The sequence below is a fragment of the Cupriavidus sp. IDO genome (assembly GCF_000812465.1).
Classification (GTDB): Bacteria; Pseudomonadota; Gammaproteobacteria; order Burkholderiales; family Burkholderiaceae; genus Cupriavidus.
Genome location: NZ_JWMA01000040.1, coordinates 1 through 20,937 on the forward strand (window position 1 = coordinate 1; position 20,937 = coordinate 20,937).

Here is a 20,937-nt window from a genome sequence, read left to right on the forward strand (position 1 = left end):
CTCCATTACGCCGGTGATCTGCTGGCGCCATTACGCCGAAGATCTGGTGGCACCATTACGCCGGCGACGGATTGGCACCATCATGCCGGCGATTCACACGCCCTGATGAATTCTGGGGCAAGGTCAAAGGGAACTTGCAGGCGGGAAGAATCCGAATGCTATTTGTCGCTGACCACATCCCCAAGGAACTCAAGCGCATCGTCGAGTTCTTGAACGTCCAAATGGACCCTGCGGAAGTACTTGCGCTCGAAATTCGGCAATACATAGGCGAGAACCTCAAGACCTTTGTGCCTACCATCATCGGTCAGACATCCGAGGCTGAGGTTCGCAAGAGTGCAACCAAAAAGGAGCGCCTCTGGGATGAGTCTTCATTCATGGTCGCACTTCGGGACAAGGACCCTAAAGGCGAGCCATATGCCAGACGGCTCCTGGACTGGGCATCTGCACACAGCACGATTTGGTGGGGGCGAGGCTCGTTGCACGGTTCCTTTGTGCCGATGATTAGCTCGACGCCTAAGGCACAGGCTCTTCTGGCTATGTATACCTTCGGGAAGGTACAGCTGTATTTGAAGCCTCTCTCCGCGAAAGCCCCATTTAGCGACGCAGAGAAGATGCAACAGGCCATTGAACTCATTAATGCCGCACTGCCAAGTCCACTGCCCTCCGATGCCGCTGCCAAGACACCTCAAGTCCGTCTGGCTGACCTCAGCGAGCAGGAGTTTGCTCGGTTCCTCAGCGCTCTTGAGTGGATGGTTCAGACGATTCATGCTGCATAGCATGCGTCTAACCATTCCATGACCACCTCAGCGCGCCGTTACGACAGAAAATGCTTGCCAACTTGATTGGCCTTTCGCGAGCAGAGTTGAGTCTTCTTCATCATGCAGCCAACGGAAGACGTCAACCTGGCGCCAGCGAAGCGGGAAGTTGGGGCCAAGCGTTGGGGCCAGTACCGTAGAGGCTTCTTTCCGTGGCGCGGAGCTCAAAGGAGGGAGCGAATATCCCAGATGTCAGCATCGGGCACAAAGATGTATCCGCCAGGGGCGTCCCCGTAGGCTCGCGTTTTCCCCAAGAGCAAGAGCTGTGCTGTCAGTGCACAGAGCGCAGCATCCACGGCATCAATAGAGGTTAGAGACCTGGTATCGATGCCCGCATCTTCCAGCAACATGCGTCGCTGAACGCGCTTCAGTTTGGCCGAGGCGACCTCTTTGCCGAGAAGCGAACAGGTAATAGCGTGCGGAAACGTCTCGAAGGTGACCCGTCCCCCGGGGTAGCGCCTTTCGGGCAGAAGCGGGTGTGTCGGTGCAAAGGTCTTGAAGACCCCCTCGCCGCTAAACATCCAGCCATAGAATCCGCTGGTACTTGCCCGGGCTCGCTCCTCTATCGGAGTCGAAAAGCAGAATATTCTCTCCTTGGCGAGTTCTTTCTCGGCAAGCCGTCCCGCTCCATCCTGACTCCACCGGCATGGCGAGTCGATGCCGACGGCTGCAACGTTGTGCCGAAGACATTGCTGGTACAAATCGTCCGGATTGCTGCTCTTCCCGACGCAGACAACGTCGCGGCCTCGCAAGATGACAAGGTGACATCCCTTTCTTGCGCCTCCGATATCGATGCCAGCAACGGTGCCTGAAGCATTCGTTTCCAATAACGTCTCCTACTCTCGCTGACAAATTTGGCTTGACTACGGTCGTGCTAACGAGGCCGTTGGCGCAGTAGCATAATAACCGGCCTCTCCGCACTTACTTGGCAAGCACGCTGACCTGGAGACTTGCCATGCTCCGTCGCACGCAAGGATGCTGCCGACCCGTCCCTTGCACGTAGGCTTGAGGACTGGCAGCTGCACTACAACGGTGTCCTGGCCTGCGGGCCGGCAGCGACGCCGGGAAGCCGCAGCCGACGCAGTTAAGGCGCATTCGACGTTAGCCAGAAAGCGACATCCGTCTGGCGCCAGCGAAGTGGAAAATTGGGACCAAGATGCGCAGGTGGTGGCAAAGAATGCGGCTTGGTTTTCGCGCGACGAAGAATGGTGGCAGGGGTGACCGTGAAGATGGCTGCAAGGTCGTGGGCGTCGAGATAGGTGGGAAGCTCGCTGGGATGCGAACCTAGGAAAGCGGAGAGTGTCTGCATCCTCCGTATAGCACTCCGCTTGCGGAGCCGAATGTGAGTACAGACATATAAATCTCGGGGCTAGACTCGCCAACTCCGCGGGAACCGAATCTGGAAGTCAGGTTTTGAATCTGGCCGTAGTTGCCTGCTGCTCCGACGCAAGGTCTCGACAGTCAGCGGTCAATGCAACCGGGCAAGAAAAATCTAGGGTCGAGGCGGCCGCCATGAAGCCTCTATCCTTGCCTGGCTCTGCAACATTAGAAGCGCCCAATTCGGCTCCACGCTTGGCTCTTCAGTCTTTTCAGGGGTGGCCTTTGGTCACTTTTAATGCAGACTTTGGCCACTTGTAATGTAAAGAGCCATCAACTACTCCGACCTGAAGAACCTCAAGACCACGACCATTGACTCGGCCAAGTTCCTGCATGACGGCGGTTTCGATTCCACCGGGCGCTACTTCCTGGTGGCGGCCAATGCCTCCAACAAGATCGCCGTGGTCGACACCAAGGAAGACAAGCTCGCGGCGCTAATCGACGTGGGCAAGACACCGCATCCGGGGCGCGGCGCCAACTTCGTGCATCCGAAGTTCGGCCCGGTCTGGGCTACCAGCCACCTCGGCGATGAAACCATTAGCCTGATCGGCACCGACCCCACCGGCCACAAGGCGCAGGCCTGGAAGGTGGTGCAGACGGTCAAGGGCCAGGGCGGCGGTTCGCTCTTCATCAAGACGCATCCGAAGTCTTCCAACCTGTGGGTGGACACGCCGCTGAACCCGGACGCCAAGCTCAACCAGTCGGTGGCCGTGTTCGACACGCGCAACCTCGATGCCGGCTTCAAGGTGCTGCCGATCGCGGAATGGGCGAACCTGAAAGGCGAAGGCGCCAAGCGCGTGGTGCAGGCCGAGTACAACAAGGCCGGCGACGAAGTCTGGTTCTCGGTATGGGGCACCAAGGACGGCGAGTCTGCCCTGGTGGTGGTCGATGACAAGACGCGCACGCTGAAGACCGTCATCAAGGACCCGCGCCTGATCACGCCAACCGGCAAGTTCAACGCCTACAACACCCAGCACGACATCTACTGAACGCGCGCCGCAGCGGGACGGCCACGTGCCGCTGCGCCGCTCTCCGGAGCCAAACCATGAACGCAATGAAAGCCGTCATCGCCATGATCGCCGCCGCCGTGCTGCCCGCCACCGTCCACGCTAGCCAGGAACTCGCCGCGGGCAAGGCCTGCATGGCCTGCCATGCCATCGACAAGAAGCTGGTCGGTCCGGCCTTCAAGGACGTAGCCGCAAAGTACAAGGGCAGCAAGGATGCCACCGCGCAGCTTGCCAATTCGATCCTCAAGGGCAGCAGCGGCAAATGGGGAGTGGTCCCCATGCCGGCCAATCGCGTGAGCGAAGCCGAAGCCGACACGCTGGCCAAATGGGTCCTCACGCTCTGAGCCGCATCGCCGGGCGCGCCGTGCGGCGCGGCATCATCGTCGCCGCATGGCTGTCGGCAGCGCCTGTCCTTGCACAAGCCCCGCCCCGCCCACGCCGGCCCGCCAGGTACAACTGGCCCACTGGCTGCGCGACGACTGCGGCGCCTGCCACGGCATGACGTTGCGCGGCGGACTCGGACCGCCGCTCACCGCTGCTGCGCTTGCAGCCAAGCCGCGCGACGGACTGGTCGCCACGATCCTGTACGGCCGGCCCGGCACCGCGATGCCGCCCTGGCAACCCTTCATGACGCAAGACGAAGCCCAATGGCTGATCGAACGACTACAGGCAGGGCAGGCACCTGCCGCTGCTTCCTACGCTTCTCCGGCCGACTGATCGGACTGCTCGCGGCTGCCTTGCTCGTCGCGTGCGCCAGCCTGACCGGGACACCAGACACCGTACGCGGGACCGGCGATCTCGGTGTCGTGATCGAGCGCGCCGCAGGCCGCGTCCAGGTGGTTGAGACCTCCGGCATGACCCGCCTCGCCACGGTTGACGGGCTGGGCGACCTGTCCCATGCCAGCGTCGTGTTCTCGCGCGACGGGCGCTTTGCCTATGTCTTTGGCCGCGACGGCGGGCTCTCGCGCGTCGATCTGCTGCAAGGGCGAATCACGCATCGCGTGATGCAGGCCGGCAACAGCATCGGCGGCGCAATCTCGCAAGACGGCAAGGTGGTGGCTGCGCAGAACTACGCGCCGGGCGGCATCCGCCTGATCGATGCCACCACGCTGGAGCCGCTGGCCGACATTCCGGCAATCGGCAGCGATGGCCGCCGCTCCAAGGTGGTCGGGCTTGCAGACCTGCCCGGCCGTCGCCTGGCCGCCAGCCTGTTCGAATCGGGCGAGATCTGGATCATCGACATCGCCGATCCGCGCCACCCGCAGGTCACGCGCCTGCCTGCAGGACGCGAACCCTACGATGGCCTCGTCACGCCAGACGGCCGCTGGTACCTGGCCGGCCTGTTTGGCGAAGACGGCCTGGCACTGGTCGACCTGTGGCAGTCGCCGCCCCGCTCGCGCAAGGTCATGTCCGGCTACGGGCGCGGCACGGCGCCGCTGCCGGTCTACAAGATGCCGCACTTGCGCGGCTGGGCGATGGCGCAAGGCCTGGCATGGCTGCCGGCGGTGGGACGCCACGAAGTGCTGATCGCCGATCCGGCCCACGGCTGGCAGGAAGCCGGCCGCGTCGAACTGGCCGGGCAGCCGGTCTTTGTCATGGCGCGCCCGGACGGCCGCCAGGTCTGGGTCAACTTCGCCTTTCCGCACAACGACACCGTGCAGGTGATCGACACCGCCACGCGCGAAGTCGTGCGCACACTGCGCCCTTGTCGCGGCGTACTGCACATGGAGTTCACACCCAAGGGCGAAAGCGTCTGGCTGTCGTGCCGCGACGATAACCGCGTCGAGATCTACGACACCGCCACCTTCGACCGCCTCGCCACGCTGCCGGCGGACAACCCCAGCGGCATCTTCTTCACCGTCCGGGCGCAGCGCTTCGGCATGTAAGGCAACTGCCATGTACGACGAACGACAGCTATATGACAGCATCCAGCATGACTTCCCGCTGCATCCGAGTCCCTACCAGCTCGTGGCGGGCGCGCATGGCCTGTGCGAGCACGACGTGCTGAGCCTGCTGGCGCGCGACCTCGGCGCCGGCCGGATCAGCCGCATCGGGGCAGTCTTCGCGCCCAACGTCATCGGCGCCAGCACACTTGGCGCGCTCGCGGTGGAGCCTGCGCAACTTGACCGCGTGGCCGCGCGCGTCAGTGCCTGTGCCGCCGTCAGTCACAACTATGCGCGGCAGGGGCACCGCTACAACCTGTGGTCCGTCGCCGGTGCATGCGATCGCATCGCGCTGGACGCCACGCTCGCCGCCATCGCGGCGAAGACCGAACTGACGCCACTGGACCTGCCACTGGAGCGCGAGTACCACATCGACCTCGGCTTTTCGCTGAGAGGCCATGCGGCACACAGGCGGCACCGCATGACGAAAACCCCGCCACGGCAACAGCTCACCAATGACGACTGGCGGCTGGTTGCGGCACTGGAAGCCGGCCTGCCGCTGACGCCGCGCCCGTATCACGAGCTGGCGCTGCGATGCCGCATGCCGCTGGATCGCCTGCTCGACCGACTGGCGCAATGGTCGGACAGCGGCGTGATCCGGCGCCTCGGCGTGATCCTGCATCACGGCGGCTTCGGCTACACCCACAACGCCATGTGCGTATGGGACGTTCCCGACGGACGCGCCGATGCGCTTGGCATGCGGCTCGCGCGCATGCCCCGGGTCACGTTGTGCTACCGGCGTGCGCGGCGCCTGCCGGACTGGCCTTACAACCTGTTCGCCATGATCCACGCGCGTGATGCGCAGGATCTCGAAACCGCCATGCAGCGATTCGACGAACAGGCGGGACTCGGACAGGTACCGCATGCCGTCCTGGTCGGCACCCGTTGCTACAAGCAGCGCGGTACGCGCTACGCCACCCAGCAGCCGGTGCACGCATGAGCGTCACGCCGCAACTGGATGACCTGGATCGCCGCATCGTCAACGCGCTGCAGCGCGGCCTGCCGCTCACGCCCCGCCCCTATGCGGACGCCGCGCGGCCGCTCGGCATCGACGAGGCAACGCTGCTGGGCCGGCTGCAGTCGCTGCTGCGCCGGGGCGTGCTGACGCGCTTCGGCCCCCTGTATCAGATCGAGCGCGCCGGCGGTCGCTTCGTGCTGTGCGCCTGCCACGCGCCCGCCGAGCGGCTCGAGGCCGTGATCGGCGCCATCAACGCTCATCCTGAGGTGGCGCACCACTATGCGCGCACGCACTATCTCAATCTCTGGTTCGTGCTGGCGGTCGGCCATGCCGCGGACGTCGCGCCAGCACTGCACCGCATCGCTGCCGATGCCGGCGTGGAGATCCTGCCCTTTCCGAAGGAGCGGGAGTTCTTCGTCAATCTTTACCTGCCCGCATGACGACCATGACCGATACCGCCGGGACGCCGGACGCCATCGACCTCGTCCTGATGCGCGCCACGCAAGGCGGCTTGCCGCTCGTGCCCGCGCCATATGCCAAGATCGGCGCCTTGCTGGGCATCACCGAAGACGCGGTGATCGCGCGGCTGGCCGCGATGCAAGCGCGCGGCACGCTGCGCCGCATTGGCGCCGTACCCAATCACTATGCGCTGGGCTGGCGCGCCAACGGCATGACGGTGTGGGACGTGGACGACGCCCGCATCGATGTGCTGGGCGAGCAGATCGGCATGCTGCCCTTCGTCAGCCACTGCTACCGCCGTCCGCGACGCCTGCCGCACTGGCCGTACAACCTGTTCGCCATGGTCCACGCGCGCACCCGCGAGGAGGCCGCGCCACTGGTGGCGCGCATTGCCGCCGTACTGGGCGACGCCTGCCATGCGCATGACGTGCTGTGGTCCACCCGCATCCTCAAGAAGACCGGCCTGCGCCTGCCGCCGGCCACGGAAAGAGACTGATCATGTTCCGCCTGTCCCGATTCATGGAAGCCCTGCGCCACGCAGGCCCGGTGCCACCGCCACGCAGGCCCGCCGGCCCCGTAGTGATCTGGAACCTGGTGCGCCGCTGCAACCTCAACTGCAAGCATTGCTATTCGACCTCCGCCGACACCGAATTCAAGGGCGAGCTGAGCACGGCGGAAGCGCTGGACGTACTCGGCCAGCTCAAGGCCGCACGCGTGCCCGCGCTGATTCTCTCCGGCGGCGAGCCGCTGTTGCGCCCGGATCTCTATGAGGTGGCCGCACGTGCGCGGGCGCTGGGCCTTCACCTCTCGCTGTCCTCGAATGGCACGTTGCTCGATGCTTCGCATGCGGAGCGGCTCGCAGCAACCGGCTTCGACTACGTCGGCGTGAGCCTGGATGGCCTGCAGGCCACGCATGACCGCTTCCGCCGCAGCCCCGCCGCGTTCGAGCGGGCCCTGGCCGGCCTGCGCGCAGCGCGCGATGCCGGGCTGCGCGTGGGCGTGCGCATGACCCTGACCGAGGCCAACGCCGCCGAGCTGCCCGCGCTGGTGGGCCTGACCGAAGCCGAAGGCATCGACAAGTTCTACCTGTCCCACTTCAACTATGCGGGACGCGGCCGCAGCCACCAGTCCGACGACGCCCGCCACGCCGGCACGCGCGCCGCGCTCGACTGGCTGTTCGATCACGTCTGGGCACGCACGCAGCGCGGCCACGCCGGCGACTTCGTCACCGGCAACAATGACGCCGACGGCGTGTACCTGCTTCATTGGATCGCCCGCCGGCATCCCGCAAGGCTCGCCGACATGCGCCAGCGCCTGCTCAACTGGGGCGGCAACGCCACCGGCGTGGGTGTGGCCAATATCGACAACCTCGGCAATGTGCACCCGGACACGATGTGGTGGCAGGTCACGCTCGGCAACGTGCGCGAGCGCCCCTTCGGCGACATCTGGGCCGACCGCAGCCATCCGCTGATGGCGGGGCTCGCCGCGTCGCCGCGTCCCTTGCAGGGCCGATGCGCGCGCTGTGCGCACCGCGCCATCTGCAACGGCAATACGCGCGTGCGCGCGTGGGCGGTCAGCGGCGATCCGTGGGCCGAGGATCCCGGTTGCTACCTGCGTGATGACGAGATTGCAGCGTCGCCTGACGCGGAGGCGCTGGTATGAGTGTGCGCACGTTGATGCGAGTCATCACAGCCCTTGCCGCGGTCCACGCGTCGCTGGCGTCCTCAGCTGGCACAACCGCGCCCGCTGCTGCGGTGCACTATAGCCAGCACTGCGGGGCCTGCCATGGCACGGATCGTCTGGGCGGCATGGGGCCGGCCCTGCTGCCGGAAAGCCTGGAGCGCCTGCGCCCAGCAGAACTTGCCGATGTGTTGCGCCACGGCCGCACTGCCACGCAGATGCCGGGCTTTGCAGCACAGCTCGACGAAGCGGCGCTCGACGGCCTCGCTGTGTGGCTGCGCACCGCGCCCGCCATCGCGCCGCACTGGGACGCCGCCGACATCCGAGCCTCGCACGTTGTCTACCACGCCCCCGGGGCACTCCCGGCTAAACCGGTATTCACCGCCGATCCCACCAACCTGTTCCTCGTGGTGGAGGCCGGCAGCCACCACATCAGTGTGCTCGACGGCGACCGGCTCGAACGCATTCACCGCTTCCGCACGCGCTTTGCCCTGCACGGCGGCCCCAAGTTCAGCCAGGACGGCCGCTACGTCTATATGGCCAGCCGCGACGGCTGGGTGAGCAAGTACGACCTGTGGAACCTGACCTATGCGGCCGAAATTCGTGCGGCGCTCAACACGCGCAATGTCGCCGTGAGCGATGACGGCAAGTGGGTACTGGCCGGCAATACGCTGCCCGGGACCCTGGCGCTGCTTCGCGCCGACGACCTGTCGCTGGTGCGCGTGTACGACGTGCGAGGACGCGACGGCAAGCCTTCGCGCGTCTCGGCCGTCTATGACGCGGCGCCCCGCCACAGCTTTATCGCCGCGCTCAAGGACGTTCCGGAGGTGTGGGAACTGCCCTATGGCGATGCCGGCGTGCCTATGCAACCGCGCGTCATCGTGCTGGACGACGTGCTCGACGATTTCTATTTCGACCAGGGCTACCGCCATATCCTCGGCGCCTCGCGCGACGGACGCGGGCAGGTGATCGACATGGCCCGCGGGCGCCAGGTGACGGAACTGGAGGTGTCCGGCATGCCTCACCTTGGCAGCGGCATCACCTGGGTGCGCGATGGCCGCGAGGTAATGGCTTCGCCCAACCTGAAGCAGGGACGCATCAGCGTGATCGACATGGAGGACTGGCATACCGTCGGCACCGTGCAGACCAACGGGCCGGGCTTTTTCCTGCGCAGCCACGAAGACACGCCATATGTCTGGACCGACGCCATGATGAGCCCGCGCCGCGACACACTGCAGGTCATCGACAAGCAAAGCCTGCAAGTCGTCGGCAGCGTGACCCCGAGCCCCGGCCGCACCGCCGCGCATGTCGAATTCACGCGCGATGGCCGCTACGCGCTGGTCAGCCTGATGGAGCGCGACGGCGCCATCGTCGTATACGACGCGCAGACGCTGCGTGAGGTCAAGCGCATTCCGATGGACAAGCCCATCGGCAAGTACAACGTATTCAACAAGACAACCCGCTCGTCGGGCACCAGCCACTGAGGACGTCACATGAACAAGCCACTCCAATCAGGCAAGGTCTGGCTGGTCGGCGTCGGGCCGGGCGATCCTGACCTGGCAACGGTCCGCGCCACGCGCGTGCTCGCGCAGGCGCAGGTCTGGCTGGTCGACGACCTGGTCTCGCCGGAGATGTGCCAGCTCCGGCACGCATATCGAATGGGTCGGCAAGCGCGGCGGGCGCTGCTCGGTCAGCCAGGCGCGCATCCAGCAACTGACGCTGATGCACGCGCTGGCCGGCAAGGACGTGGCGCGGGTGAAAGGCGGCGATCCGCTCCTGTTCGGGCGCGGCGGCGAAGAATCCGCCTTCCTGCGCGCGCATGGCATCAGCGTCGAGGTGGTCAACGGCATCAGCAGCGGCATGGCGGCAGCGCAGGCGCTGGGTATCGCGCTCACGCACCGCGCGCACTGCCATGGCGTCACGTTCGTCACTGCGCACACCAGCAAGGACGGCAGTCCCGACTGGCGTGCGCTGGTCGCCGGCGGCACCACTCTCGTGATCTACATGGGCATGAGCCGGTTGGCCGCGATCCGCGATGCGCTGTTCGCGGCGGACATGCGGCATGACATGCCCGCCGCTATCGTCATGCAAGCGGGCGGCAAGGGTGAGCAATGCTGGACTGGCACGGTTGCCACGCTCGGCGATGCGATTGCTGCAGGGCTGGCCAGCCCTGCTGTGGTGATGGTGGGCGGTGTTGTATCGGAGGCGAACGTTCCCGTGCGGACGAGTGCGGTGGCAAGCGCCTGATCAGTACGGCAGGCCCACGTAGTTCTCCGCCAGCGCCCTGCAGGCCGCCTCCGAACTGATCAGGTAGTCCAGTTCCGCCTGCTGCATGCGTCGCGCGAAATCGTCCGCGTCCGGGAAGCGGTGCATCAGCGATGTCATCCACCAGGAGAACCGCTCGGCCTTCCAGATCCGGCGCAGGCATCGCGCGGAGTAGGCATCCAGCTCGCGCTTGTCATCATGCCGGTAGACGCCGACCAGGCCGTCGGCCAGGGTCAGCACATCGCTGGCGGCCAGGTTCAGTCCCTTGGCGCCGGTGGGCGGCACGATATGCGCGGCGTCGCCGGCCAGGAACAGGTTGCCGAAGCGCATCGGCTCGCAGACAAAGCTGCGCAGCGGCGCGATGCTCTTCTCGATGCTCGGGCCCGTCACCAGCGACTGCGCCGACTGCGGATCGAGCCGGCGGCGCAGTTCATCCCAGAAGCGCTCATCGGACCAGTCTTCCACCCGCTCGCTGGACGGCACCTGCACGTAGTAGCGGCTGCGCGTGCGGGAGCGCATGCTGCACAGCGCAAAGCCGCGCTCGTGGCTGGCGTAGATCAGTTCATCGGCGACCGGCGGGGTATCGGAGAGCATGCCAAGCCAGCCGAACGGATAGACGCGCTCGAAGGTCTGCGTGGCGGTCTGCGGCACGCTCTGGCGGCTGATGCCGTGGAAGCCGTCGCAACCGGCGATGTAGTCGCAGTGGATCTCGTGGGCCATGCCGTCCTTGCGGTAGCGGACGACCGGCCGGGCGCTGCCGAAATCATGCAGGCTGACATCCTGCGCCTCGTAGACCGTGGTAATGCCCGCAGCCTGTCGTGCCGCCATCAGGTCGCGCGTGACTTCGGTCTGTCCGTAGACGGTAACGCTGCGACCGACCAGCACATGCAGGTCGATGCGATGCCGGCGGCCGTCGAACGCGAGTTCGATGCCATCGTGCACCAGCCCATCCTCGCGCAGGCGCGCGGCCACGCCGGCGCGCTCGAGCGCATCGACGGTCACGCTCTCCAAAATGCCGGCGCGAATGCGCCCCAATACATAGTCGGGACTGCGCTGCTCGATGATGATGTTGTCAATGCCCGCCTTGGCGAGCAACTGGCCGAGAAGCAGGCCGGCGGGGCCGGCGCCGATGATGGCAACCTGGGTGCGCATGTCTTGTCTCCTTGTGGATATCGCTCTTCTGGCGCTAAAGATAGTCGCTGAGGGCCCGCACAGGAATGGACAGATCGAACCATTGACAGGACAATCGGAACATTGCTGGTAAACACCGAATACGCCCCTGAGACCCGTCCCGACCTACTCGCTGTATGGCGTGAATTCCTCGGAACCGCTGTCAGATCAGCTACATTTCGAGTCCATCGCCGTGCGCAGCCGCCTGCACGGTTGGGAGATCAAGCCCCACCGCCACGAGCGATTCCTGCAAATTCTGTACATCCATGGGGGCGGCGGCGAAGCGCTGCTGGAAGAACGCCGCGAGCCGCTGCGCAGCGGGTCGCTGGTGACGATGCCGCCGCGGCACATCCACGGCTTCGTCTTCACACCGGACACCGACGGCATGGTCGTAACCATGACCGACAGCCACCTGCGAACGCTGCTGGCCGGGGTGCCGGATGCGCTACCGCTGTTCGAGCACCCGCGCCACGACCGCGTGCGGCGTGGCGATGCGTTGGCGGAAGCCCTGTCGCTCTTTCGTGGGGAGATGGAAACGGTGTCCGCGTGGCGCGGGGCGTCGCTGTCGGCACTGCTGACGCTGGTACTGATCGGCATCTCGCGGCTGGCGAACGCTTCCGCGCCGGCCGCCGAGCGCAGCAGCAGCCGGCCCGCGCGGCATTTCCAGCATTTCCAGCAACTGCTGGAGGCGGACTACCGTGAGCAGAAAGAGATTAGCTATTACGCCGGCGCGATCGGCGTCACGCCGACACAACTCAACCGTGTGTGTCGCCAGACCTCAGGACAGTCGGCGCTGCAGATGATTCACGCACGCGTGCTTGCCGAGGCGCAGCGCGACCTGCTCTTCAGCGACCTGGAAATCAAGCACATCGCGCTGTCGCTCGGGTTCTCCGATGCGGCGTATTTCTCGCGCTTCTTCGCGCGGCTGGTGGGGCAGGCGCCGACGGAGTTCCGGCAATCGGGGCGGGCACGATTGCCGGCGTTTGCGGTGCAGTCAGGCTGATCGATCAGCCTGCCTTGTCCATCTCCGCAAAGACTTCCTCAGCCATGTGGAACGCTGAATTCGCCGCCGGCACCCCACAATAAATCGCGACCTGCAGGAGCACCTCCTTGATCTCATCGCGCGTCACGCCGTTGTTGGCGGCGGCACGCAGATGCAGCTTCAGTTCTTCCGAACGGTTCAGCGCCACCATCATGGCGATGGTCAGCAGGCTGCGGGTATGCCGCGGCAGGCCTTCGCGCGTCCAGATCTCGCCCCAGGCGTAGCGCGTGATCAGGTTCTGGAACTCCTCGTTAAGCGGCGTCAGCCGTGCGAGCGAGCGATCGACGTGGGCGCTGCCGAGTACGTCGCGGCGGACTGACAGGCCGGCTTCGTAGCGCGCGTGGTCGTCGGTCACCGGCAGGCGGCCGTTCACGAAATCGATCAGCGCAGCGGTGAAGCGGCCGGGCTGCTCGAAGCTGGAGATATGCGCGGCGGGCAGTTCAACCAAGCGCGCACCGGGAATCGCGTCGGCCAGCGCGCGGCCTTCCTGTGCGCTCGTGGACGGGTCGTGGCTGCCGGCGATGACCAGCACCGGCACCGTGATGGACGATAGCCCCTCGCGAAAATCCGCATCGCGCACGGCCGCGCAGTTGGCGGCATAGCCGCGCGGATCGAGTCCCGCGAGCACGTGGCGCAGGCCGTCCAGCGCGCGGTCGGCGGTGGCGGCAAACCCCGGCGTGAACCAGCGCTCGATGGAAGGCGCGACCATCACGGCCATGCCGTCGCGCATCACGGTGTCGATGCGCGCATTCCATCCGTCCGCATTGCCGATCTTTGCGGCGGTATTGGCCAGCACGATCCGCGAAAAGCGCTGCGGCGCATGGATGCCAAGCCACATGCCGGTGAGCCCGCCCATCGACAAGCCGCAGAACACCGCCTGCCCGATGCCCAGCGCGTCGAGGATGGCGATGACATCCTGACCCAGTTGCTCGATGTCGAAGGCATCGCCAGGCGCCGTCGAACGGCCATGGCCGCGCGTGTCATAGCGCACGACACGAAAGCGGCCCGCCAGCGCGGCGGCCTGTGGCTCCCACATGGTGTAGTCGGTACCAAGGGAGTTGGAGAAGATGATGGCCGGCGCGGACTCCGGGCCGTCGACGGTATAGAAGAGCCGGGCACCGGCGTGATCGAGATAGGGCAATGCAGTCTCCTTGGGGGGCTTTGGCCAGTCAGTGCGCTGCGCGCGCAGCAAGCGCGGCTTTCCACGCCTGCACCGACGCATCGGCAAATGTCGCTGACTGGCCCGCGTAGTTGGCGGGATCGGCAAGGCGATCGAGCGCAGCATCATCGAGCAGGCCCGCGTGGGCAGGATCCTCCTGCAGCGTGCGGGCCAGCGCGTCGCGCAGGCTGGTGCCTTCGGCCACGGCGCGCTGCGAGGCGCGCTCCACCAGGTGGTGCGCCTGCAGCCGGCCGATCCTGCCGCCGAGTTCCAGCATCGCCGCTTCGCCGAGGATCAGGCCGTGGGTGATGTCGAGGTTGGCACGCATGCGCGCCGCATCGACCTGCAGCCCGGCTACCACCTCGCCCATCTGGCGCAGCGCGCCGGCAGCGAGCGTGACGATCTGCGGCAGCGTGTCCCACTCCGCCTGCCAGCCGCCGAGCGCGCGCTCGTGTTCCTGCACCATGCCGGCCAGCATCGTCGCCACCAGCGGCGGCACGCGGACCGATGCCGTCAGCACCGCCGCGCAGCCGACCGGATTGCGCTTGTGCGGCATCGTGCTGGAGCCGCCGCGGCCGGGGCCAGACGGCTCGGCCACTTCCGCCACTTCGGTCTGCATCATCAACGAGATATCGCGTGCCATCTTGCCGAGCGTGCCGGTCAGCATGCCGAGCGTGGTGGCCACTTCGACCATGCGGTCGCGATGCGCGTGCCAGGGCAGTACCGGTGCTTCGAGGCCGAGTTCGCGGGCCAGCGCGGCCGTCACGCGCGGCGCGGCATCGCCAAGGCTGGCCAGTGTGCCGGCGGCGGCGCCGAACTGCAGCGAGCGGGCCTGTGCTCGCGTGGCGCCGAGGCGGCCGAGATCGCGGCGCAGCGCGTCGAGCCAGCCGGCGGCCTTCAGGCCGAAGGTGGTCGGCAGTGCGTGCTGGAGCCAGGTGCGCGCCACCATCGGCGTGGTGCGATGCGCCGCAGCCAGCGTCGCGCAGGCTTCGCCCAGGCGGACCAGGTCGGTGTCGAGCGCGCGCAGCGCGTTGCCGATCTGCAGCACCAGCGCGGTGTCGATGATGTCCTGGCTGGTGGCGCCCCAATGGACGAATCGCGCTGCTTCGGCATCGCGCGCGGACACGGCGGCGGTCAGCTGCCGGACGAAGGGAATCGCGAGGTTGCCGGCGGCGACTGCAGATTGAGCCAGGGCATCAAGGTCGATGACGCCGATGTCGCGGCAGACTTCAGAGATGACCTCCGCGGCAGCGGCCGGGATCACGCCGCACTCCGCTTCCACGCGCGCGAGCGCGGCCTCCACGGCGAGCATGCGTTGCACCGTGCCGGCGTCGGAGAAAATCTCCAGCGCGGCCGGGCTGCCGAACATGGGGTCGGTAAGGCGCGTAGCAGTTGGCATTGGGGCGTGAGGGGCGTATGGGGTCGTGACGTTGACGACAACCTGATTATGCGACGCGCTTTCGCGCCGGGGCGCATGCCCCGGCATATTTTCAGATATCGAAGAAGACGGTCTCGCCCGGCCCCTGCAGGACGATGTTCCAGCGCAGCGTGCCGTTGCCGGCGTCGCTGGCGATCAGCGTGCCGCGCCGCTCGGCCGGCACAAGCGCCAGCACGGCGTCGGCGGCGTTGGCCGCGGCCTCGTCCGGAAAGTACATCCGCGTAGCCACATGCTTCACCAGCCCGCGCATGAACACCGACACCATGATGTGCGGCGCCTGCGGCTGCCCGTCTGGCCCTGGCACGGTGCCGGGCTTGACGGTGACGAAGCGGAACGAGCCGTCGGCCTCGGTCGGCACGCGGCCGAAGCCGGTGAAGCCGGGCACCAGCGGCAGTTCGCGGCTGTCTTCGGGGTGGCGATAGCGGCCGGCCGGGTTGGCCTGCCAGATCTCGACCATGCCGTCCGGCACGGGCTCGCCGTTGCCGTCGGTCACGCGGCCTTCGATCACGATGCGCTGGCCGGCCAATTCCGGCGCGCTGGCGGTCAGGTCGGCGCAGTTCAGCGCGCTCAGGCCGATATGGAGATAAGGGCCGACAGTCTGGGATGCGGTGGCGTACAGCATGGGCTTACTCCGTCGGCGTGGCATCACGGCCACGCAGCACGATATCAAAATGGTAGCCAAGCGCGTATTCGGGCTGGGTGGTCTCCCAGTCGAACGCGGCGATGAGGCGGTTGCGCGCCTTCTCGTCGGGCACGCAGTTGAAGATCGGGTCGAACGGCAGCAGCGGGTCGCCGGGGAAATACATCTGCGTCACCAGCCGCGTGGCGTAGGCGTTGCCGAACAGCGAGAAGTGGATATGCTGCGGCCGCCAGGCATTGTGGTGGTTGCGCCAGGGATAGGCGCCTGGCTTGATGGTCTTGAACTGGTAGTGTCCGCTGGCATCGGTGACGGTGCGGCCTTCGCCCGAGAAATGCGGGTCGAGCGGCGCGTCGTGCTGGTCGCGCTTGTGCACGTAGCGGCCGGCGGCATTGGCCTGCCAGATCTCGACCAGCGCGTTCGGCACCGGGCGGCCGTTCTCGTCCAGCACGCGGCCGGTCACGAGGATGCGTTCGCCGATGGGCTGGCCACCGTTGCCGACGGTCAGGTCGTTATCGCCTTCGCGCACGAACTCGGCGCCGAAGGTCGGCCCCGTCACCTCGGACAAGGACTGCGGCAGCGCGATCAGGGGCTGGTCCGGCGAGCGCTTCTGGGTGGAGGCGTAGGGATCGAATCGGTATTCGGGCTGGGTGTCCCAGTAGGGACGACGGTACTGGGCAAGGCGGGTCATCGCGCAGTCTCCTTGTCGTTGGAATGTTCAGACTTTAAGCAACGCATAAAGTCATGTAAATTGAGATTTCAGCGAATTACGATGAATTTTTAGCATGACGACACCCTCTCCGCCCGCACTGGAAATCTTCCGCAACCGCGTGCGGCTTCGGCATCTCTACTGCTTCGTCGCGGTGTCGCAGACGCAGCACCTTGGCCGCGCCGCGGACCGCCTGGGGCTGACGCAGCCGGCCGTTTCCAAGACGCTGACCGAACTGGAGGAACTGGCCGGCACGCGCTTGCTGGTCCGGCAGCGCGCCGGCACCGAGCTGACCACGGCGGGCACGCGGTTCCTGCGTCACGCACTGCGCATCCTTGCCGATATCGACGCGGCCGCGGACAGCATGGCCGGCGCGGAATCGCTGCCGCAGGAACGCGTCCGGCTGGGCGCGCTGCCGAGCGTCGTGCCGGCAGTGCTGACCGACGCCCTCCTGCGCTTTCGGGCCGCACACCCGGAGGTCGGCCTTGCCGTGCAGACCGGCATGAACCGCAACCTCATCGACCAGCTCAAGGCGGATGTGCTCGACCTGGTCATTGGGCGCATGGATGACCCGGCCGCCATGGAAGGGCTGTGGTTCGAGTCCCTCGGCCCGGACTCACTGGTGCTTGCCGTGCGTCCCGGTCATCCGCTCGCCGCCAAATCGCGCCCGGCCCTGGTCGACGCCCTGTCATGGCCGCTGATCATTCCGGCCGTGGGCTCGATTCCGCGGCACAACACGGAAAGCCTGCTCGCCCGGCACGGCCTGCCCGTGCCGAACGGATGCGTGGAGACCTCCGATGCCTACCTGGGACGTCTGCTGGCGAGCCAGAGCGATAGCGTGTGGGCGGCGCCCCACTCTGCCACGAAGCGCGCGGTGGCCGCGGGCGAGCTGGTATTGCTGCCGGCCGATATGCAAGGCACCGAGGAGCCGATCGGCCTCCTGCGCCACCGCGACCGTACGCTGACGCCGATGGCGGAGGCGCTGGCGAACTGCATTCGCGCCGTGGCCCAGCCGCTTGCCTAGGGTCCTGTTCCGCCGCTCAGTGGCTTGCCATGCTTTCCCTGCCGCTGGCCGATGCCTCAGTGCCGGTCAGCGGCCGGCTGCCGAACTGCTTCACCATCAGCGCGCCCGCGGCAACAAACGCCGGCACGGCCAGCAAGGTGAAGATCGTATCGAAGCCGAGATGCTGGCGCAGCAGCTCGGCGCCGAGCAACGCACCGGTAATCCCGCCGAAGCGGCCGATGCCGAGCATCCAGGCCACGCCGGTCGCGCGCCCTTGCGTCGGGTAGAAGGCCGCGGCCAGCGAAGGCATCGATGACTGCGCCCCGTTCATCGCCGTGCCGGCCAGGAAGATCAGCACACCCAGCAGCGCCTGGCTGCCGGTGCCGTGGCCCACTGCGAAGATCAGCACGCCAGTCGCGGCATACGTGATGGCGATGACCTTGTTCGGATTGAAGCGGTCCATGAACCAGCCGGCCGCGATCGTGCCGATGCCGCCGCCGAGCGGAAAGAGCGCGGTCAGGAATGATGCGCGCTGGATCGTGAAGCCCGCATCCTTCATCAGCGTGGGCATCCAGCTCGTCAGCAGGTAGAAGATGACCAGGCCCATGAAGTAGGTGCACCACAGCATCACCGAACCCAGGCGAACACCGGGCGCCAGCACGGTGCCGATCGGGGATTTTGTCGCGGGGGCCTGTTCGCCGATCACGAACGCATTCGCCTCGCTCAGTTCCGCACCGGTCACGCGCCGGAGCACGTTGCGGATCTGGCCGGCCGGATAGTTGCGCAGGACCATGTAGCGCACGGACTCAGGCAGCAGCAGGACGAGCAGTACCGCGAGCACAAGGGGCAGGATGCCGCCGAGCAGGAGCACGCTGTGCCAGCCGAGGTGGGGAATCATCGCGGCCGCGACAAAGCCGCCGGCCGCGGAGCCAAGCGGAAAGCCGCAGAACATGGTGTTCACGAGCACCGCCCGGCGGCGCTGCGGCGCGAATTCCGATGTCAGCGTCACCGCATTGGGCATGGCGGCGCCCAGTCCTAGTCCGGTCAGGAAGCGCAGGACGGTCAACCAGCCGAGCGTTGGCGCGAACGCCGTGGCCAGGCTGCAGGCGCCAAAGAAGAAGACCGACAGCACCAGCACCTTCTTGCGGCCAACACGGTCGGCCATCGGGCCGGCAAAGATCGCGCCGAACGCGAGCCCGAACAGGGCCGCGCTCATGACCGGCCCGAGCGCCGCCTTCTCGATCCCCCAGTCCTGCACCAGGGCCGGCGCGATGTAGCCCATCGCCGCGGTATCAAAGCCGTCTATGGCAACAATCAGGAAGCACAGGACAAGAATGAGCCACTGGTAGCCAGTGAAGCGCTGGCCGTCGATCAGGGCCTGGACGTCTGCGACGCCGCCCGGCGTTTGGGTGGATTGGGGCACTGTTGTCTCCGTTTGCCTCGGGATGGCACGGCCCGCTCGTTGGCGGGGTGCGCGATCATGTTCTATTAGCGAACTGATGTTCCCTGGTTGAACGCATCTTAGGCAACCGGCATTGCAGCGCAGAATTAGCGTTAACCCGGCGGGAGGGTGCTGAATTTGTCGACTCTTCTAACGAGAGATATGCCATTTTTTCTAACAAATCGCCGAATCATTCGTATCTTTTGACATTTATCGGCTATTTCTATCTACAAATACGACATACGTGGAATTTATGGCCCGGCAATACAAACGCCCGCTTGATTGAGTAAGGAAATTTCATGCAAAAGGCGTGAATTCTCAATTTACATCCCAATTTCACGCATCCGGAGTCCGAACACGCTGACGAGGCTTGCGTCGCCTGCGTCTTGATGTGTCCTATATTGGAATGCCCGCGGTACACGGAGGCGCATCATGGCAACCTGGAAGCCGGACCCGAGCTTTTATCCCTCTCCACGCCTTGCTGCCAAGGCGCCGGCCGAAGGCATCGCCTACGTGGCAATGTTCGATCCCGAGCGAAAGCAGCCCGACGGTATCGCCGTGGTCAACGTGGATCCCGCCTCCGCCGGGTATTCGACGATCGTCGGGCAGGTCGCCATGCAGCACCCCGGCGACGAACTGCACCACTTCGGCTGGAATGCCTGTTCGTCCTGCCTGTGCCCCAACGCCCCGCACCCGCATATGGAGCGGCGCTACCTGGTGGTGCCAGGCCTGCGTTCGTCGCGCATCTATATCCTCGACACCAAACCCGATCCGCTGCATCCGGCCATCGTCAAGGTGATCGAGCCCGAGACGCTGGCCGAGCGCACCGGCTACACGCGGCCGCATACCGTGCACTGCGGGCCAGGCGGCATCTACGTCACGGCATTGGGCAACGCCGAGGGCAAGGGCCCGGGCGGCATCCTGATGCTGGATCCCGAAAGCTTCGAGCCGCTGGGGCGATGGGAAGTCGAGCGCGGACCGCAGTACTTTGCCTATGACGGCTGGTGGCACCTCGGCTACGACACGCTGGTCACCAGCGAATGGGGCACGCCGGACATGGTCGAGGACGGCCTGGTTGCCGACATCCTGCTCGGCGCGCGCTATGGCCGCCGCCTGCACTTCTGGGATTTCACGCGACGCAGGCACCTGCAGGAAATCGACTTCGGCGAGGAATACCAGCTCGTCTTCGAACTGCGCCCGGCGCACGATCCGACCAAACCCTACGGTTTCGTCAACTGCGTGATCAGCCTGAAGGATCTGTCGTCCTCGATCTGGACCTGGTATCGCGACAAGGACAAGTGGGCGGTGAAGAAGGTCATCGACATTCCCGCGGAAGCCGCCGACCCGGACCTGCTGCCGCCATTGCTCAAGGGCTTCAAGGCGGTGCCGCCGCTGGTAAGCGACATCGACCTGTCGATGGACGACCGCTTCCTCTATGTGTCGTGCTGGGGCACGGGCGACCTGCTGCAATACGATGTGTCGGACCCGTTTGCGCCAAAGCTCACCGGCAAGGTGCGCATTGGCGGCATTGTCTCGCGCGCCACGCATCCGGGCGCGAAGAACGGCGCGCTGAACGGCGGCCCGCAGATGGTGGAAGTCAGCCGCGACGGGCGCCGGATCTACTTCACCAATTCGCTGTATGGTGCGGTGGACCCGCAGTTCTACCCGGACGGCATCGACGGCTGGATGGTCAAGCTAGACGCCGCGCCCGAAGGCGGGATCTCGTTCGACCAGCGCTTCTTCATTGACTGGCCGAAGGGCCATCGTCCGCACCAGGTCAGGCTGCAGGGCGGCGACTGCTCGTCGGATTCCTACTGCTATCCGTAGCCGGGAG

The 20,937-nt window shown here is 66.0% G+C and carries 19 protein-coding genes and 2 pseudogenes; 14 read left to right on the forward strand and 7 right to left on the reverse strand.

Features of this window, described 5'->3' with window-relative positions:
* Positions 1-155 precede the first annotated feature (155 nt).
* Positions 156-776, forward strand: coding sequence for a hypothetical protein (locus tag RM96_RS13445; RefSeq protein ID WP_052279497.1), 621 nt, complete (start codon positions 156-158; stop codon positions 774-776).
* Between the two features lie 203 nt (positions 777-979).
* On the opposite strand, the gene RM96_RS13450 is transcribed toward RM96_RS13445, so the two are convergent.
* Positions 980-1,642 (reverse strand): DUF429 domain-containing protein, encoded by a 663-nt coding sequence (locus RM96_RS13450; RefSeq protein ID WP_039011148.1) that lies wholly within the window; start codon positions 1,640-1,642, stop codon positions 980-982.
* 822 nt (positions 1,643-2,464) lie between these two features.
* Here RM96_RS13450 and RM96_RS13455 point away from each other — a divergent pair.
* From RM96_RS13455 to cobA, 10 genes and pseudogenes are all read left to right on the forward strand, one after another.
* Positions 2,465-3,181: pseudogene (locus tag RM96_RS13455) on the forward strand (cytochrome D1 domain-containing protein); the annotation flags it as partial.
* Between the two features lie 65 nt (positions 3,182-3,246).
* Entirely contained in the window at positions 3,247-3,543 is a 297-nt protein-coding gene (locus RM96_RS13460) for a c-type cytochrome (protein WP_193752452.1), read from the forward strand.
* 46 nt (positions 3,544-3,589) lie between these two features.
* On the forward strand, positions 3,590-3,916 hold the full coding sequence (locus RM96_RS13465; protein WP_039011151.1) for a c-type cytochrome: 327 nt from the start codon (positions 3,590-3,592) through the stop codon (positions 3,914-3,916).
* Positions 3,847-5,085: a cytochrome D1 domain-containing protein gene (locus tag RM96_RS13470; protein WP_082016540.1), complete on the forward strand. Its 1,239-nt coding sequence runs from the start codon at positions 3,847-3,849 to the stop codon at positions 5,083-5,085. Before RM96_RS13465 ends, RM96_RS13470 begins: the two co-directional genes overlap by 70 nt.
* Before the next feature lie 10 nt (positions 5,086-5,095).
* Positions 5,096-6,082 carry a siroheme decarboxylase subunit beta gene (gene ahbB / locus RM96_RS13475; protein ID WP_039011152.1) on the forward strand — a complete coding sequence of 329 codons (987 nt, stop codon included), beginning with the start codon at positions 5,096-5,098 and terminating at the stop codon, positions 6,080-6,082.
* Entirely contained in the window at positions 6,079-6,540 is a 462-nt protein-coding gene (locus tag RM96_RS13480; RefSeq protein ID WP_039011153.1) for an Lrp/AsnC family transcriptional regulator, read from the forward strand. The genes ahbB (RM96_RS13475) and RM96_RS13480 overlap by 4 nt, the downstream gene beginning before the upstream one ends.
* 5 nt (positions 6,541-6,545) lie before the next feature.
* Positions 6,546-7,055: a siroheme decarboxylase subunit beta gene (gene ahbB, locus RM96_RS13485; RefSeq protein WP_039011211.1), complete on the forward strand. Its 510-nt coding sequence runs from the start codon at positions 6,546-6,548 to the stop codon at positions 7,053-7,055.
* A 2-nt stretch (positions 7,056-7,057) separates the two neighbouring features.
* A complete protein-coding gene (gene nirJ / locus RM96_RS13490) occupies positions 7,058-8,221 on the forward strand; it encodes a heme d1 biosynthesis radical SAM protein NirJ (protein WP_039011154.1) in 1,164 nt (387 codons plus the stop codon).
* Positions 8,218-9,723 carry a nitrite reductase gene (locus RM96_RS13495; RefSeq protein WP_274520185.1) on the forward strand — a complete coding sequence of 502 codons (1,506 nt, stop codon included), beginning with the start codon at positions 8,218-8,220 and terminating at the stop codon, positions 9,721-9,723. The genes nirJ and RM96_RS13495 overlap by 4 nt, the downstream gene beginning before the upstream one ends.
* A 9-nt stretch (positions 9,724-9,732) precedes the next feature.
* Positions 9,733-10,486 (forward strand): annotated as a pseudogene (gene cobA, locus RM96_RS13500) (uroporphyrinogen-III C-methyltransferase).
* On the opposite strand, the gene pobA reads toward cobA, so the two are convergent.
* A complete protein-coding gene (gene pobA, locus RM96_RS13505) occupies positions 10,487-11,656 on the reverse strand; it encodes a 4-hydroxybenzoate 3-monooxygenase (RefSeq protein WP_039011155.1) in 1,170 nt (389 codons plus the stop codon).
* A 127-nt stretch (positions 11,657-11,783) separates the two neighbouring features.
* On the opposite strand from pobA, the gene RM96_RS13510 reads away from it, so the two are divergent.
* Positions 11,784-12,677 (forward strand): helix-turn-helix domain-containing protein, encoded by an 894-nt coding sequence (locus RM96_RS13510; RefSeq protein WP_039011156.1) that lies wholly within the window; start codon positions 11,784-11,786, stop codon positions 12,675-12,677.
* Positions 12,678-12,681: 4 nt separating this feature from the next.
* Here the strand turns inward: RM96_RS13510 and pcaDC are convergent, their stop codons facing one another.
* From pcaDC to pcaH, 4 genes are all read right to left on the reverse strand, one after another.
* Complete coding sequence (gene pcaDC, locus RM96_RS13515; protein ID WP_039011216.1) at positions 12,682-13,857, reverse strand: bifunctional 3-oxoadipate enol-lactonase/4-carboxymuconolactone decarboxylase PcaDC; 1,176 nt, start codon at positions 13,855-13,857, stop codon at positions 12,682-12,684.
* 28 nt (positions 13,858-13,885) lie between these two features.
* The gene (locus RM96_RS13520; protein WP_082016541.1) at positions 13,886-15,274 is read right to left on the reverse strand and encodes a 3-carboxy-cis,cis-muconate cycloisomerase; all 1,389 of its coding nucleotides are present in this window, start codon (positions 15,272-15,274) and stop codon (positions 13,886-13,888) included.
* 91 nt (positions 15,275-15,365) lie between these two features.
* Complete coding sequence (gene pcaG, locus RM96_RS13525) at positions 15,366-15,935, reverse strand: protocatechuate 3,4-dioxygenase subunit alpha (protein WP_039011158.1); 570 nt, start codon at positions 15,933-15,935, stop codon at positions 15,366-15,368.
* Between the two features lie 4 nt (positions 15,936-15,939).
* Positions 15,940-16,641, reverse strand: coding sequence for a protocatechuate 3,4-dioxygenase subunit beta (gene pcaH, locus RM96_RS13530; protein ID WP_039011159.1), 702 nt, complete (start codon positions 16,639-16,641; stop codon positions 15,940-15,942).
* A gap of 94 nt (positions 16,642-16,735) precedes the next feature.
* Between pcaH and RM96_RS13535 the strand changes: the two genes are divergently transcribed.
* Positions 16,736-17,683 carry a LysR substrate-binding domain-containing protein gene (locus tag RM96_RS13535; RefSeq protein WP_039011160.1) on the forward strand — a complete coding sequence of 316 codons (948 nt, stop codon included), beginning with the start codon at positions 16,736-16,738 and terminating at the stop codon, positions 17,681-17,683.
* 16 nt (positions 17,684-17,699) lie between these two features.
* On the opposite strand, the gene RM96_RS13540 is transcribed toward RM96_RS13535, so the two are convergent.
* Positions 17,700-19,085 (reverse strand): MFS transporter, encoded by a 1,386-nt coding sequence (locus RM96_RS13540; RefSeq protein WP_039011161.1) that lies wholly within the window; start codon positions 19,083-19,085, stop codon positions 17,700-17,702.
* Positions 19,086-19,535: 450 nt separating this feature from the next.
* On the opposite strand from RM96_RS13540, the gene RM96_RS13545 reads away from it, so the two are divergent.
* A complete protein-coding gene (locus RM96_RS13545; protein ID WP_039011162.1) occupies positions 19,536-20,930 on the forward strand; it encodes a selenium-binding protein SBP56-related protein in 1,395 nt (464 codons plus the stop codon).
* The last annotated feature ends 7 nt before the right edge of the window (positions 20,931-20,937 follow it).